Origin of the sequence: Oxalobacter vibrioformis, from assembly GCF_027118995.1 — a bacterium.
GTDB classification, from domain to species: domain Bacteria; phylum Pseudomonadota; class Gammaproteobacteria; order Burkholderiales; family Burkholderiaceae_D; genus Oxalobacter; species Oxalobacter vibrioformis.
In genome coordinates, this window is the sequence record NZ_CP098242.1 from 1,007,173 (window position 1) to 1,021,873 (window position 14,701).

Consider the following 14,701-nt stretch of genomic DNA (forward strand, 5'->3'; position numbering starts at 1 on the left):
TTCACTTAGAAACGAATTTATTCAGGAGCTTGAAATGGCACACAAAAAAGGTGGCGGCACAACCAGAAATGGCCGCGATTCACACTCAAAACGCCTGGGCGTTAAAGTTTATGGTGGACAATCCATCAACGCAGGCGGCATTATTATCCGTCAGCGCGGCACATCCGTACATCCGGGTGACAATGTCGGCATGGGCAAAGACCACACCCTGTTCGCACTGGTAGACGGCAAAGTCAAATTTGTTGTCAAAGGCGAAAAAAACAGGCAATACGCAACGGTTGTTCCTGCGTAAGCCAGCAAGATAAAAGCATCGGATAGCGATGCTTTGACAGGAGAAGGCTCTGCCCGCAGCGGAGCCTTTTTTCGTATTCAAGGAAAACAGCCATGAAATTTATTGACGAAGCAAAAATTGAAGTGATTGCCGGCAACGGAGGCAATGGCGTTGCTTCGTTCAACCGGGAAAAATACCGCCCCTTTGGCGGTCCTGACGGTGGCGATGGCGGCAAAGGCGGCAGCGTATGGGCGCTTGCCGACAATAACGTCAATACCCTGATTGATTTTCGTTACACCAAGCTTTTCCGCGCCAAAAACGGCGAAAACGGCCGCGGCTCTGACCAGTACGGCAAGGGTGCCGACGATATTATTCTGCATATGCCGGTTGGTACGATGATCAAGGACGTCAATACCGGGGAGATCCTGGCTGATCTGACTGAAAATGGCCAGCGCCAGTTGCTTGCTCAGGGCGGAGAAGGCGGCTGGGGCAATATTCATTTCAAAAGTTCCACCAACCGCGCCCCCCGCCAAAAGACCGAAGGTAAATCCGGCGAGCGACGTGACTTGCAGCTTGAACTCAGTGTTTTGGCTGATGTCGGGCTTTTAGGGATGCCCAATGCCGGTAAATCCACGCTGATTTCCGCTGTGTCCAATGCGCGTCCCAAAGTCGCCGATTACCCTTTTACCACCCTGCATCCCAACCTGGGGGTGGTACGTATCGGCACAGAAAAAAGCTTTGTGATTGCCGACATCCCCGGGCTAATTGAAGGTGCAGCGGAAGGCGCAGGCCTTGGTCACCAGTTCTTGCGTCATTTGCAACGAACCAACCTGCTGCTGCATATTGTTGATATCGTTCCTTTTGATGAAACAGCAGACCCGGTTAAAAATGCCCGCTCACTGGTAAAAGAGCTGGAAAAATATGACCCGGAACTCGCTGAAAAGCCACGCTGGCTGGTATTGAACAAACTGGATATCATTCCGGAAGAAAGCCGTGACAAAACCGTACGCGACTTTACCCGCCGTTTCAAATGGAAAGGCCCTGTCTTTCAGATCTCCGCCGTAACACAGGCTGGCTGCATGGAATTGATGGAAGCGATCTACCGTCATATTGAGGCCGAACGCCAATCCCTGGAACGTACACAAAAAACTTCTGTACCCGAAGAAATTCGTGATATAGACTCTATCGATTCTGACGATCCCCGCTTCAAGATTATTGAATAACCCTTTTCCGGCACTCCTATGAAATCTGTCATCCCCCATGCAAAACGCCTGATCGTCAAGATCGGCTCATCCTTGCTGACAGATAATGGAAAGGGGCTGGATCATGCTGCCATTGCCCGCTGGGCCGCCCAGATTGCACAACTTCGTTCATTGGGCAAGGAAATCATTCTGGTGAGCTCCGGCGCCATTGCAGAAGGTATGCTCAGGCTCGGCTTTGACAAGCGGCCAGCAGATATTCACAAACTGCAGGCCTGTGCCGCTGTCGGACAAATGGGACTGATCCAGATCTATGAAAGCAGCTTCAGGGCGTATCACATCCACACAGCCCAGGTTCTTTTAACGCACGCAGATCTGTCTGATCGTGAGCGATATCTGAATGCACGCTCCACTTTGCTGGAACTGCTTCACATGGGTGTTATCCCCATCATAAATGAAAATGACACGGTCGTAACAGATGAAATCCAGTTTGGCGACAACGACACGCTGGGTGCACTGGTTGCCAATCTGGTTGAAGCGCATGCCCTGATTATCCTGACTGACCAGGAAGGCCTCTTTAATGCCGACCCGCGAAAAAATCCGGAAGCTGAACTGATCCGCTATGCGCGGGCAGGAGATCCCGAACTGGAAAAAATGGCCGGAGGGGCGGGCAGCGAAATTGGGCGTGGCGGCATGCTGACAAAGGTGCTGGCGGCCAAACGGGCTGCCCGCTCTGGTGCGCACACCGTAATTGCCTGGGGCAAGCTGGAAAATGTGCTGGTCAGGCTGGCAGCAGGAGAAATGATTGGCAGCCAGTTAGAAGCCCCTTCCGGGCATCTGCAGGCAAAAAAGCAATGGATGATCGATCACCTGCAGACGGCAGGAAAGGTTTTCCTGGATACCGGCGCGGTACAGAAAGTGCTGAAAGATGGCAAATCCCTGCTCCCGATCGGGGTAACGGAAATTCGCGGCGACTTCAGACGAGGTGAAGTCATCGCATGCTTTGATGAATCAGGACGAGAGATCGCACGAGGACTCAGCAACTACTCCAGCTCGGATGCACAACGCATCCTTCGTCACAACTCCTCTGAAATCGCCGATATTCTCGGCTATCATGGCGCACCGGAACTCATTCACCGGGACAATCTGGTTTTATTGTAATCAGAAACGATTATCGTATTTAGACCCCTGCAGGGAACGGTTGTAGCGAATGCGGAAAATCATCTGATCCACCGTGCCCGCAATTCCCTTGCCCTGGCAGAAATAATCCAGTGCCAGTGACGCCTGAGGCCGATTCGCTGACTGAAACTGGATATCCGTCCATTCACTCCGGCGGGAAGGCGACCACTTGCCATCGTAGGTTCCCATGGCGTACCGTTTGAAAAAGCCGCCATCGCATTTCAACCCCTCATACGTAATGTTTTTTGCACCTCCAGAACTGACGCCAACAAGGGTGTAACGGACCTCATCTTCGCCAACCACCAGCGATTTTTCATCAATGAAAAACTTCTGCGTCTGGATCGGGCTGACATAAAACGGCAATAAATTCTCTTCTTTCGGGAAATCAGGAAACTCAACCTTCCATTCTTTTTTCGGCTTATCCTCGTCGTCATCTGCCATACCGTGATATCTCGTTCCGGACATGGGCACAGGCTGGGCCAGCACATTCAGGCAAAAACAGGAAAAAAGCAGAATGACGCCAAATTTAAGCCCGCGGATATTATTTTTCTTCATGCATCACTCTTTTGCTTCAACTTGCCGTTCGTTAGCATCATTTGACCGAATATCGCCGATTTTTTCTGAGGCAACAGATTTTTTCCTGCGGCGGCGCCGTTTCTTAGTCGGAAAAGCCAGCGCCCCGCGAGAGGGAGATGGACTCAGGAAACGGGATAATTCGCTTAACGCCTTGAAATACACATCCCGCTTGAATTCAATCACCACATCAAGCGGAATCCAGTATTCATGCCAGCGCCAGGCGTCAAATTCGGGGGTATTGGTGGATCGGAGATTGAAATCACTGTCGCGCCCGACCATCCGCAGCAAAAACCAGATCTGTTTCTGACCACGATAATGTCCGCGAATCTCCCGCTTGATGTAGTTTTGCGGCACCTCATAACGAAGCCAGTCGCGAGTGCGACCAACAACCCTGACATGTTCGCGCTTCAAGCCGGTTTCTTCGGTCAGCTCGCGATACATGGCCTGCTCGGGTGTTTCACCATACTTGATACCACCCTGCGGGAATTGCCACGAATGTTCTCGTGTGCGCTTCCCCCACCAGACTTCGTCATTTGCATTAAGCAGAATAATGCCGACGTTAGGACGAAAACCTTCACGGTCCAGCATATTGACCTCTTATTTTTTGCCGCCGGCATCCACTTCCGTCAGCAGTGATCAGCCGGTTTGGCTCTTTTTTGATGCAAAAACACATCATTTTTCTGCTGATTCCGGAAAGTCTGAACGCATCGGCCAGCGAATCCTTTAGAATCTTACAAATTATAACCTCCTTGAATAAAGAATTCACTGTCATGCGTGCATCACAATTTTTTATCAGCACTTTAAAAGAAGCGCCTGCCGATGCAGAAATCATCAGCCACAAGCTCATGATGCGCACCGGCATGATACGTCGTCTGGGATCCGGCATCTATACCTACATGCCGTTAGGCTTGCGTATTATCAGGAAAATCGAAAAGATCATCCGTGAGGAAATGAACCGTTCCGGCGCGGTTGAACTCCTCATGCCACTCGTGCAGCCAGCCGAACTCTGGCAGGAAACCGGACGCTGGGAAAAATATGGCCCCGAACTGCTGCGCATCAAGGATCGCCACGGACGGGACTTTATCATTCAGCCGACATCTGAAGAGGTGGTGACAGATATTGCCCGAAGCGTGATCAATTCCTATCGCCAGATGCCCGTCAATTTCTACCATATCCAGACAAAATTCCGGGATGAAAGACGTCCCCGCTTCGGCCTGATGCGCGGCCGGGAATTCACCATGAAAGATGCCTATTCTTTTGACCGGCATGTCGAAGGCATGGAAAAATCCTACCAGATCATGTTTGACACCTACACCCGGATATTTACCCGCATCGGATTGCATTTCCGTTCGGTGGCGGCTGATAACGGCACCATCGGGGGAACCGGTTCGCATGAATTTCATGTCATTGCCGAAACAGGCGAAGATGCGCTGGTCTATTGTCCGACATCGGATTATGCCGCCAACATGGAGGCAGCTGAATCACTGCCGCCTTCAGACGTGCGCCCAGCCCCGGCTGAGGCCATGCAAAAAGTGCTCACCCCAGGAAAAAAATCCTGTGAGGATGTCACCGCTTTCCTGAATATGCCGCTCGAAAAATCCGTCAAGGTCATTGCCGCCATTCGTCTGGATGCAGCAGAGGATGCACCGGATCGCTTTGCGGTCATTCTCCTGCGGGGAGATCATGATCTCAATGAAATCAAGACACAGAAAATCATTGGCCCGTTCCGTTTTGCAGCAGAAGATGAAATTGTTCAGTACACTGGCACCCCATCCGGGTATCTGGGTCCTGTCGGCCTCGACAAGAAACCGGGAATTGCGGTCTATGCCGATCATACCGTTACGGTCATGGGAGACTTTATCTGCGGCGCCAATGAAGTTGACCACCATCTGACTGGTGTCAACTGGGATCGGGATGTCCCGCTTCCTCCAGTCATCATGGATTTCCGCAATGTCGTGGAAGGTGATCTGTCACCGGACGGGAAAGGCACACTGGCCATTTTACGCGGCATTGAAGTCGGCCATGTATTCCAGCTCGGCACCCATTATTCATCTGACATGAATGCCACCTTCCTGGATGAAAACGGCAAATCCCAATTCATGCAGATGGGATGTTATGGCATTGGTGTCACCCGGATCATGGGAGCCGCAATCGAACAGAACAACGATGAGCGCGGCATCATCTGGCCTTTGCCCATCGCGCCGTTCGATATTGTGCTTTGCCCGATGGGTTACGAGCGGAGCGAACTGGTCAGAAAAACCACTGATGACCTGCTGGCCGGATTGCTTGAGGCCGGAATTGACGCCATTCTGGATGATCGGGGAGAACGCCCGGGTGTCATGTTTGCCGACTGGGAACTGATTGGCGTTCCGCATCGTGTTGTGATTGGCGAGCGCGGGCTTAAAGAAAACATGCTGGAATATCAGGGAAGGCGTGATGACGCGGCCACCACAGTTCCCCAGGCTGAAATCATGGATTTCATACAGAAGAAACTGGCAATGTAATCCATACGCACATATCAGCCGTGCAAAATAAAAAAGGCATTTCAGAGATGAAATGCCTTTTTTCCATCCGGGAAAGCCGATCAGTTTATACCGGCCATTGGCGACGATGTTCAGCGTCATCCCAGAAGCAATACTCCATCTTGCTGGAAATCATGAAGGCTTCTGTCATTTTTTCACGCTCTGCGCGACCAGACTCTTCAGCCAGCCTGTCTGTCAGTGCAACCGCCTGATTCACTGCCTCGGTAAACTCATCACCGGAATAAACCTCAATCCACTTTTCATAAGGATTGGGAGACTGACTCCGCTTGACGATATCCTTGCCGACCTCGTTATAAATCCAGAAACATGGCAAAATTGCCGCAAAAGCCTCTCCCAGATTGGCCGTAGCGGCACGCTCAACCAGATAAGAGGTATACATCATGCACGCCGGCCCTTTCTTCATTGTCGGCGTGACCTCAAAAAACTGGAAATAATGCTCATGCAATCCCCTTTCTGCAATCAATGCTCCCTGGGAAAAATCCAGCAGCAGGGCGACATCCTTTTCCGTCGTAAAACGTGCGCCAACCATCGCAAGCGCACGCGCATAATCAATCAGGTAAAGACTGTCCTGCTGCATGTAATAAATAAATTTATCCCTGGCCAGGGTGCCATTGCATAAAGCAGTATTGAAGGGATGATCGCAAATCGTACGCAGTAACGGCTGAACATCACTGAAAAGTTTTTGTGTCAACGACATAATGTCACCTGAAAATGAATAGACAGGCCTGATAATACCAGGCGCAGAAAATGAGGAAAAAAAACACCCTTAGTCTGTAAAGTTACAGGCTAAGGTGAGAACAGATTGTTGGCGAGAAAGCGGGCATCAGCAGGATGCCCCACTATCTGCTCCGCTGATTATTTCAGATGGCCTGAAACCAGCTTGGTCATTTCAAACATGGAAACCTGTTTTTTACCGCCAAAAACAGGTTTCAGTTTGTCATCTGCATTGATCATGCGACGATTGTTCTTGTCTTGCAGATTGTTTTTCTTGATATAGTCCCACACGTTCTTCGTCACTTCTGTGCGTGGCAGTGGATTGGAACCAATCACGGCACCCAGTGCAGCGGATGGTGTCATCGGCTTCATGAAAGCAGCATTAGGTGTGCGCTTTTTTGCCGGGGCTTTCTTTTTAGCAGCAGGCTTTTTAACAGCCGCTTTCTTGACAGCAGGCTTTTTCGCAGCAACTTTTGCAGCAGGTTTTGCTGCTGGCTTCTTGGCTGCAGTTGCTTTCTTAGCTGGTGCAGCTTTCTTAGCTGGTGCAGCTTTCGTAGCTGGTGCAGCTTTCTTCGCCGGAGCTGCTTTCTTGGCTGCAGGTTTTGCTGCCGGCTTCTTGGCTGCAACTGCTTTCTTAGCAGGCGCTGCTTTCTTTTCTGGAGCTGCCTTTTTAGCTGGTGCAGCTTTCTTCGCCGGAGCTGCTTTCTTGGCTGCAGGTTTTGCTGCTGCTTTTTTGGCTGGAGCGGCTGCCTTTTTAGCAGGAGCGGCTTTTTTTGCGGGAGCAGCTTTTTTGGCTGGTGCTTTTGCTGCAGGTTTTTTTGTTGTAGCCATTTCTCGCCTCATAAAAACAAAAACATATAGGGAACTTGCATGAGGAAATATAGGTGGTAAATCAGGCGTATGGCAAGTTTTTTTACGTTTTTCCTGGAAAATTGTCGTTTATTTGTCAATATTCAGTAAAAAACGTTGTTTTCAGAGGAGAAAACGCTGTTTTTATACAACACTCTCATAGATAAAAAAATTTAAAAATAGAAGATTTTTTTATTTTTTACACGAAAAAAACCATCAATCCCTCTGGGAAATGGTCACTACATACCCGGCATCATGCCCTTCATACTTCTCATCATTTTCATCATGCCGCCACTTTTCATTTTTTTCATCATGGACTGCATCTGTTCATACTGGGAAAGCATCCGGTTTACCTCCTGCACCTGCACACCAGCTCCCGCAGCAATACGCCTTTTTCTTGCCGCCTTGATGATGTCGGGTCTTCTCCGCTCTGCTGGTGTCATGGAATTGATAATACCTTCCATGCGGCGGACGTGCCGGTTGGCCTGATCCATATTGGCATGTTGCGCTGCCTGTTGAAACTGTGCCGGCATTTTTCCGAGAAATCCCGAAAGTCCCCCCATACTCTGCATCTGTGTCAACTGCACCTTGAAATCATTCAGGTCAAAACGCCCCCCGCTTCTGAGTTTTTTCTCAAGATCCTGTGCGGCCTGAATATCAACCGTTTTCCTGGCCTCTTCAACAAGCGCAAGAATATCTCCCATACCCAAAATCCGGTTGGCCATTCGGGCAGGATCAAACACCTCCAGGCCATCGAGCTTTTCCGAAACACCGGCAAACTTGATCGGTTTGCCTGTAATGTGACGCACCGACAATGCCGCACCACCCCGCGCATCACCATCGAGCTTAGTCAGCACAATACCTGTCAGCGGCAGCGCCTCATTAAAGGTACGGGCAACATTGACCGCATCCTGTCCCAGCATCGCATCCACAACAAAGAGCGTTTCTATAGGAGTTACCGCTTCATGCAGGGCGGCAATTTCCTGCATCATTTCTTCGTCAATACCCAGTCGGCCGGCCGTATCAATGATCAGCACATCATGGTAATGGCGCCGGGCATGGTCAAGCGCCGCTTTTGCTATCTCAACCGGCTTTGCCGATGATTCCGACGCATAAAAATCCACCCCGGCCTGCTGCGACACGGTTTCAAGCTGCTTGATTGCCGCCGGCCGGTAGACGTCGGTAGAAACGGTCAGCACCTTTTTCCTGGTTTCCCCTGTGAGGTATCGCGCCAGTTTGCCAACCGTTGTTGTTTTACCCACCCCCTGCAAACCGGCCATCAGAATGACCGCCGGAGGCTGGGTGGCAAAATTCAGCCGGGTTGCCTCCTTGCCCAGGTCAGCTCCCATGATATCGGCCAGTTCCTGCTGAACCACACCAACCAGTGCCTGCCCCGGTGTGAGCGAACCAATCACGTCTTCACCCATCGCCTTTTCCCGCACGCGGCTGATGAAATCGCGCACGACGGGCAAAGCCACATCGGCCTCCAGCAGGGCAAGACGTATTTCCCGCAACATCTCTGTTGTATTGGCCTCTGTCAGACGCGCCTCTCCGCGCATCGTTTTAACCACTTTGGCCAGCCGTTGTGTCAGATTATCCAGCATATTGTTTCAATCAATAAAAGGTCAAAAAAACAGATTCAGGGCATTTTCCCGCATATCGTATTGTAATCGTATCCCGATATTCAGCGCGGCATAAAAATGGCGCCCTCATGCCAAGCTGATACTTTATTTGATAAAAGCGCCATACCGCCTTGAACGGAAAAACAATTTTTTCTTGCACCGAAAACAGAAAAAAACTGCGGGCAGTTTTTGTTGCGAAGCACTGTTTGGATCATCTACAATGGAAGATAAACCTGAAATTAATGCAACTTCCAGTGAAAGAGAGATCCCAGAATGACAACAGATATTGCAATTGCTCAAAGAGCGAAGATGCTGCGCATCGGCCAGGTTGCACAGCGTTTCGATATTGATGAAGAGTACATGGAGCCGTATGGCTACTACAAGGCAAAAATTTCTCTGGAGTTTCTGGAAACCCTGAAAGACAGGCCCAATGGCAAGCTGATCCTGGTAACCGCAATCAACCCCACCCCTGCCGGCGAAGGCAAGACAACAACAACCATCGGCCTTGGCGACGCATTAAACCGTATCGGCAAAAAATCCATGATCTGCCTGCGCGAGCCTTCAATGGGCCCTGTCTTTGGCATGAAAGGGGGAGCGGCCGGCGGTGGATACGCACAGGTTGTCCCGATGGAAGACATCAACCTGCATTTCACTGGCGACATCAGTGCGGTCAGCCTGGCCAACAATCTGCTCGCCGCACTGATCGACAACCACATTCACCATGGCAACGAACTCGGCATTGACGCCCGCCGTATCGTGTGGAAGCGTGTGGTTGACATGAATGACCGTGCACTGCGTGATGTCACGGTTGGTCTCGGTGGACCCGGCAATGGTTTCCCCCGTTCTGACGGATTTGATATTGCTGTTGCTTCTGAAGTCATGGCTATTTTCTGCCTGGCAACCGGACTGGAAGACCTGAAAGACCGCCTGGGCCGTATTGTCATTGGCTATACCCGCGACCTTCGCCCTGTCCTGGCGAGCGATCTGAAAGCACATGGTGCCATGGCTGCCCTTCTGAAAGATGCCATCAAGCCCAACATGGTACAAACCCTGGAAAACAATCCCGCCTTTATTCATGGCGGCCCGTTTGCCAATATCGCAACAGGTACCAATTCGGTTATCGCCACCTCAGCGGCCCTCAAACTTTCTGATTATGTCGTCACCGAAGCCGGTTTCGGCGCTGATCTGGGCGCAGAAAAATTTGTTGACATTGTTTGCCGCAAATCCGGCTTCAAACCGGATTGCGCCGTTGTCGTAGCGACCGTCCGCGCACTGAAATATCATGGTGGTGTGGAATTGCCCGACCTTAACCAGGAAAATCTGTCAGCCCTTGAAAAAGGCATTGCCAATCTGGAACGCCACGTTAACAACATCCGCAATCATTATGGCCTGCCCTGTATTGTGGCAATCAACCACTTTACGCTGGATACGGATGCGGAAATCAAGCTTCTCCAGGACAAAATGGCAACCCAGGGCGCGCCGGTTGTCGTCTCCCGGCACTGGGCAGAAGGCGGAAAAGGCGGCGAAGAACTGGCCCATGCGGTTATCAACATGGTTGAAACCACGCCATCGAACTTCAAATTTGTCTACGAAGAAAATGACTCGCTGTGGAACAAGATGACGGCCATTGCCACCAAGCTGTATGGCGCACGGGACATTATGGCCGACAGCAGGGTTCGCGCCCAGATCAGAAAGCTGGAAGATGATGGATATGGCTCCTACCCGATCTGTGTTGCAAAAACCCAATACTCTTTCTCAACTGATCCAGCCCTGCGTGGTGCCCCAACAGGCCACTCTGTTGCCATTCGTGACGTCCAGCTTGCCGCCGGTGCGGAATTTATCGTGATGGTATGCGGCGATGCCATCATGACAATGCCCGGGCTGCCGAGAGTACCATCATCCAACATGATTGATGTGGATTCCGAAGGAAGAATTGTCGGCTTGTTCTAGAGAAATTGTGTAAACTATAGTTTTCATGCATTTTAATCAAAGTTTAAGATAACTCATCAGCATGCTCAAAGCACATGCTGATGAGTTGTTCTCGGCTGTTTTTAAGAATTAAGAAAGCGAAGGCTGGAACCAGAAAACTGTTTTCAGCAGGCCATTCCTCTAATGTGTCGTTTTTAGGCAACGAGTTGAAGTTTTATTGCCTGCAGGGCCGTAAGCATGGGAGAAAATGGTTTATCCTGAAAAGGATAGGAAATACACCAAAAAGGAAATAAAAAACGAAAAACGCAATAAAAAGAGCGGCAAGCCGGACTCAAAAGGTACCGGAAAGGAAATGATCAAACCCTCATTTAAGTCGCCGGAAATACACTCAAGAGGATAAAAAATGAAATATGCGATTATTGGTGCTGGTGCGATTGGAGGCTATGTAGGCGTCAAGCTGGCTTTGGCTGGAGAGGATGTCACCTTCATCGTACGGGGGGCCAACCTCGATACCATCAGGAAAAATGGCGTAAAGCTCATCATGAATGATGGCACCGAGCTTGTCGCAAAAGACGTAAAAGCCACAAACGACTATGATGAGGTAGGGCCGGTGGATGTTGTCATCCTGGCCATGAAAGCCCATCAGGTTGAGTCTGTTGTGAACGATGTGCCCAAACTTTTTGGGCCTGACACCGTCGTTGTCACCATGCAAAACGGTATCCCTTACTGGTATTTTCACAAGCACGGCGGCCCCTATGAAGGCGCCCGTATTCAAAGTGTTGACCCGACAGGCCAGATCTCGGCCAAGATTCCGGCTGACCGGGTGCTGGGCTGTGTTGTCTACCCTGCTTCTGAACTGATTGCGCCTGGTGTCATCCGGCATATTGAAGGTGATCGTTTCCCCGTTGGCGAATTGGATGGTACTGTTACGGAGCGGGTTCAAAAAGTTGCTGACTCCTTTATCAAGGCCGGTTTCAAGGCGCCGATCCTGGAAAACATCCGTTCTGAAATCTGGCTCAAGCTGTGGGGCAACCTGACTTTCAATCCCATCAGTTCACTGGCTCATTCCACGCTCGTGGACATCTGCCAGTACCCGCTGACACGGGAACTCGCTGGCGACATGATGATCGAAGCACAGCGTATTGCCAATAAACTCGGCATTGAATTCCGTGTGCCGCTTGAAAAACGCATTCAGGGTGCTGAAAAAGTCGGCAAGCACAAAACCTCCATGCTGCAGGACGTGGAGGCCGGACGTGAGCCGGAAATTGATGCATTGGTGGGCTCGGTTGTGGAGCTGGGGAGAATCACCCATACCGCCACTCCTCACATCAATACCGTTTATGCACTGGTCAAGTTGCTGGCCAAAACCATGGATGAAGAAAAAGGACGCGTTCGCCTTGAGGGTGAAAACCCTTCTTCAGCACACTAACGCTGACAAAAAGGATTTTTGCCCCTGTTGTGAATAAGGCACAACAGGGGTTAATAATTTACCCAAAGCCTCAAAAATGAGGGAAAATAACTCCTTGGGACATTTCCGTCTGTTGTTCTTTGAACAGCATGATCAATCAATTCAACCCTTATAGAGACAAAAATCATGGTAGCGCCATCCCTCGACAAAATTACATCATTTACTCCGCCTCAACGTACCCTGATGGGACCAGGCCCTTCTAACATCAATCCCCGCGTACTGTCAGCCATGAGCCTGCCGGTCATCGGTCACCTTGATCCGGCTTTTGCCGGCATGATGGAGGAGCTGAAAGTCCTGTTACGTTACGGATTTCAAACCAAAAACCCGCTGACTTATCCTATTTCCGGCCCGGGTTCTGTCGGCATGGAAAACTGTTTTGTGAATATGGTTTCTCCTGGTGACAAAGTCATCGTCTGCCGCAACGGCGTCTTTGGTGGCCGTATGATCGAAAACGTTGAGCGTTCTCGCGGCATCCCTGTCATCATTGATGACACCTGGGGTGAGCCGGTCGACCCGAACAAGGTGGAAGATGCGCTGAAGAAAAATCCTGATGCCAGGATCGTCGCTTTTGTTCATGCTGAAACCTCGACCGGCTGTGAATCAGATGCCAAACTGCTGGCACAAATTGCGCACAAGCATGATGCCATGGTCATTGTGGATACGGTTACTTCGCTGGGCGGATGTCCGGTGCTGGTGGATGAATGGGAACTGGATGCGGTTTATTCCGGGACGCAAAAATGTCTTTCCTGCGCGCCAGGCCTTTCCCCGGTAACGTTTTCCGAAAGGGCTGTTGACTACGTTACCAAGCGGAAAGACAAAGTGCAAAGCTGGTTCATGGATTTGAATCTGATCCTGAACTACTGGGGTAATACGGCCCGCACTTACCATCACACTGCGCCGGTCAATGCGCTTTATGGTCTGCATGAAGCAATGGTTATGGTCAAGGAAGAAGGGCTTGAAAATGCCTGGGCACGCCATACCTTGCATCACCAGGCACTGAAAGCAGGGTTCGATGTATTGGGATTGCAATTTGTGGTCAAGGAAGAAAGCCGTCTGCCACAGATGAATCTGGTTACGATACCTGAAGGTATTGATGAAGCCGCTGTCAGGCAGGAACTCTTAAATGAATTCAATCTGGAAATCGGCGCAGGCCTGGGTCCCCTGGCTGGTAAAGTCTGGCGCGTTGGCCTGATGGGTTATACTGCCCAGAAGGAAAGTGTCATATTGTGCCTGTCCGCGTTAGGTTCAGTGCTTGCCAGAAAAGGCTATGCTGTCAACGCTGGTGCTGCGGAGGCCGCTGCACTCAAGGTTTACGCTGCTCAAAAATAAGCGGCTGCAATCAAATAGAAAAGCCCGGAAGCGACTGCTTTCCGGGCTTTTTTACGCACTGTTTTCTCAGAACTAGAACTGATCGTCTGATGCACCCAGACGCTTGCCCGGGTTCAATGCCTCCAGTGCCAACAGCGCTGCCGCCTGATCCGCATTGGCAAACGTCTCCTGAATATGGTGATACAGATCGGTAACCAGTGAGGTAACCGGTAATCGCAGTCCGGCATCCCTTGCTGCGGCGAGGATATTGTCCATATCTTTTACCTGGCTTTTGACCTGCCCACCAGGAACAAAGTTACGATCCAGCATGCGCTGGCCATGAACCTCAAGGATGCGGCTTTCGGCGAAGCCTCCTCTGATCGCCGCTCTTACAGCTGCCGGGTCAGCCCCCCCGGCCTGCGCCAGGAGTAACGCCTCTGCAACAATACTGATGGTGCCTCCGACAATCAACTGATTGCACAGCTTGGCGAGCTGCCCGCACCCGGCAGGCCCGACCCGTGTCGGATGCCCCATTATTTTCAATACCGGCTCGGCTCGCTCAAAATCGGACAGGGCACCACCCGCCATGATAGCCAGCGTTCCGGCTTCGGCTCCCAGCACACCACCGGAAACCGGTGCATCCAGAAAGGAAACATGGTGTTTTTTAAGCAAATCGTGAATTTGCAAGGCTTCGGACTGCCTGGTGGAACTCATGTCAATCACAAGTGTGCCAGGCCGCAACAAGGGAAGTATGGAAGTGATTACCTGAAGGACAACAGGCCCGTCTTCGAGCATGGTAATCACAATATCCGCAGAACGCGCCGCATCCGGCATATCGGCAATCCGCGCACCAACCCCTAGCAGGGGTTCGGCTTTTGCGCGTGTACGGTTCCAGGCAGTAAGAGGATAACCGGCCAGGCTGATCAGGGATGCCATGGGCAATCCCATTAAACCGGTTCCGAAAAAAGAAATCTGCGGCAGATTTTCTTTCGTCAAGCCTGGCCCGTCACAATGGTAGGTAGGTTATTGGATAATACGGTAAA

The 14,701-nt window shown here is 50.9% G+C and carries 12 protein-coding genes and 1 pseudogene; 7 read left to right on the plus strand and 6 right to left on the minus strand.

The genetic code is table 11. From position 1 onward, the window contains the following. The first annotated feature begins 34 nt into the window (after positions 1–34). The 3 genes from rpmA (at position 35) to proB (ending at position 2,631) form a co-directional block, all read left to right on the plus strand. Complete coding sequence (gene rpmA, locus NB640_RS05045; protein ID WP_269310096.1) at positions 35–292, plus strand: 50S ribosomal protein L27; 258 nt, start codon at positions 35–37, stop codon at positions 290–292. Positions 293–384: 92 nt separating this feature from the next. Further along, on the plus strand, positions 385–1,494 hold the full coding sequence (gene cgtA, locus NB640_RS05050; RefSeq protein ID WP_269310097.1) for an Obg family GTPase CgtA: 1,110 nt from the start codon (positions 385–387) through the stop codon (positions 1,492–1,494). Positions 1,495–1,512: 18 nt separating this feature from the next. Next, positions 1,513–2,631, plus strand: a complete 1,119-nt coding sequence (gene proB / locus NB640_RS05055) for a glutamate 5-kinase (protein WP_269310098.1) — start codon at positions 1,513–1,515, stop codon at positions 2,629–2,631. Here the strand turns inward: proB and NB640_RS05060 are convergent, their stop codons facing one another. Both NB640_RS05060 and NB640_RS05065 read right to left on the minus strand, forming a co-directional pair. Next, a complete protein-coding gene (locus NB640_RS05060) occupies positions 2,632–3,204 on the minus strand; it encodes a CNP1-like family protein (RefSeq protein ID WP_269310099.1) in 573 nt (190 codons plus the stop codon). Between the two features lie 3 nt (positions 3,205–3,207). Continuing rightward, entirely contained in the window at positions 3,208–3,813 is a 606-nt protein-coding gene (locus NB640_RS05065; protein WP_269310100.1) for an RNA pyrophosphohydrolase, read from the minus strand. A gap of 182 nt (positions 3,814–3,995) precedes the next feature. On the opposite strand from NB640_RS05065, the gene NB640_RS05070 reads away from it, so the two are divergent. Continuing rightward, on the plus strand, positions 3,996–5,729 hold the full coding sequence (locus NB640_RS05070) for a proline--tRNA ligase (protein WP_269310101.1): 1,734 nt from the start codon (positions 3,996–3,998) through the stop codon (positions 5,727–5,729). Between the two features lie 85 nt (positions 5,730–5,814). Here the strand turns inward: NB640_RS05070 and tenA are convergent, their stop codons facing one another. The 3 genes and pseudogenes from tenA to ffh form a co-directional block, all read right to left on the minus strand. After that, a complete protein-coding gene (gene tenA, locus NB640_RS05075; RefSeq protein ID WP_269310103.1) occupies positions 5,815–6,465 on the minus strand; it encodes a thiaminase II in 651 nt (216 codons plus the stop codon). A gap of 158 nt (positions 6,466–6,623) precedes the next feature. Then, positions 6,624–7,103: pseudogene (locus tag NB640_RS05080) on the minus strand (SWIB/MDM2 domain-containing protein); the annotation flags it as partial. A gap of 467 nt (positions 7,104–7,570) precedes the next feature. After that, the gene (gene ffh / locus NB640_RS05085) at positions 7,571–8,935 is read right to left on the minus strand and encodes a signal recognition particle protein (RefSeq protein WP_269310104.1); all 1,365 of its coding nucleotides are present in this window, start codon (positions 8,933–8,935) and stop codon (positions 7,571–7,573) included. A gap of 291 nt (positions 8,936–9,226) precedes the next feature. On the opposite strand from ffh, the gene NB640_RS05090 reads away from it, so the two are divergent. The 3 genes from NB640_RS05090 (at position 9,227) to NB640_RS05100 (ending at position 13,679) form a co-directional block, all read left to right on the plus strand. After that, on the plus strand, positions 9,227–10,903 hold the full coding sequence (locus NB640_RS05090; RefSeq protein ID WP_269310105.1) for a formate--tetrahydrofolate ligase: 1,677 nt from the start codon (positions 9,227–9,229) through the stop codon (positions 10,901–10,903). A 382-nt stretch (positions 10,904–11,285) separates the two neighbouring features. After that, positions 11,286–12,311, plus strand: coding sequence for a 2-dehydropantoate 2-reductase (locus NB640_RS05095; RefSeq protein WP_269310106.1), 1,026 nt, complete (start codon positions 11,286–11,288; stop codon positions 12,309–12,311). Positions 12,312–12,476: 165 nt separating this feature from the next. Further along, positions 12,477–13,679 carry a pyridoxal-phosphate-dependent aminotransferase family protein gene (locus NB640_RS05100; RefSeq protein ID WP_269310108.1) on the plus strand — a complete coding sequence of 401 codons (1,203 nt, stop codon included), beginning with the start codon at positions 12,477–12,479 and terminating at the stop codon, positions 13,677–13,679. 72 nt (positions 13,680–13,751) lie between these two features. Here NB640_RS05100 and NB640_RS05105 read toward each other — a convergent pair whose 3' ends face one another. Further along, positions 13,752–14,654 (minus strand): NAD(P)-dependent oxidoreductase, encoded by a 903-nt coding sequence (locus NB640_RS05105; protein ID WP_408637946.1) that lies wholly within the window; start codon positions 14,652–14,654, stop codon positions 13,752–13,754. Between the last annotated feature and the right edge of the window lie 47 nt (positions 14,655–14,701).

Bases quoted from the DNA above. Each gene is read 5' to 3' on its own strand.
- rpmA (WP_269310096.1), top strand. From the start codon at position 35: ATGGCACACAAAAAAGGTGGCGGCACAACCAGAAATGGCCGCGATTCA.
- cgtA (WP_269310097.1), top strand. From the start codon at position 385: ATGAAATTTATTGACGAAGCAAAAATTGAAGTGATTGCCGGCAACGGA.
- proB (WP_269310098.1), top strand. From the start codon at position 1,513: ATGAAATCTGTCATCCCCCATGCAAAACGCCTGATCGTCAAGATCGGC.
- NB640_RS05060 (WP_269310099.1), bottom strand. From the start codon at position 3,204: ATGAAGAAAAATAATATCCGCGGGCTTAAATTTGGCGTCATTCTGCTT.
- NB640_RS05065 (WP_269310100.1), bottom strand. From the start codon at position 3,813: ATGCTGGACCGTGAAGGTTTTCGTCCTAACGTCGGCATTATTCTGCTT.
- NB640_RS05070 (WP_269310101.1), top strand. From the start codon at position 3,996: ATGCGTGCATCACAATTTTTTATCAGCACTTTAAAAGAAGCGCCTGCC.
- tenA (WP_269310103.1), bottom strand. From the start codon at position 6,465: ATGTCGTTGACACAAAAACTTTTCAGTGATGTTCAGCCGTTACTGCGT.
- ffh (WP_269310104.1), bottom strand. From the start codon at position 8,935: ATGCTGGATAATCTGACACAACGGCTGGCCAAAGTGGTTAAAACGATG.
- NB640_RS05090 (WP_269310105.1), top strand. From the start codon at position 9,227: ATGACAACAGATATTGCAATTGCTCAAAGAGCGAAGATGCTGCGCATC.
- NB640_RS05095 (WP_269310106.1), top strand. From the start codon at position 11,286: ATGAAATATGCGATTATTGGTGCTGGTGCGATTGGAGGCTATGTAGGC.
- NB640_RS05100 (WP_269310108.1), top strand. From the start codon at position 12,477: ATGGTAGCGCCATCCCTCGACAAAATTACATCATTTACTCCGCCTCAA.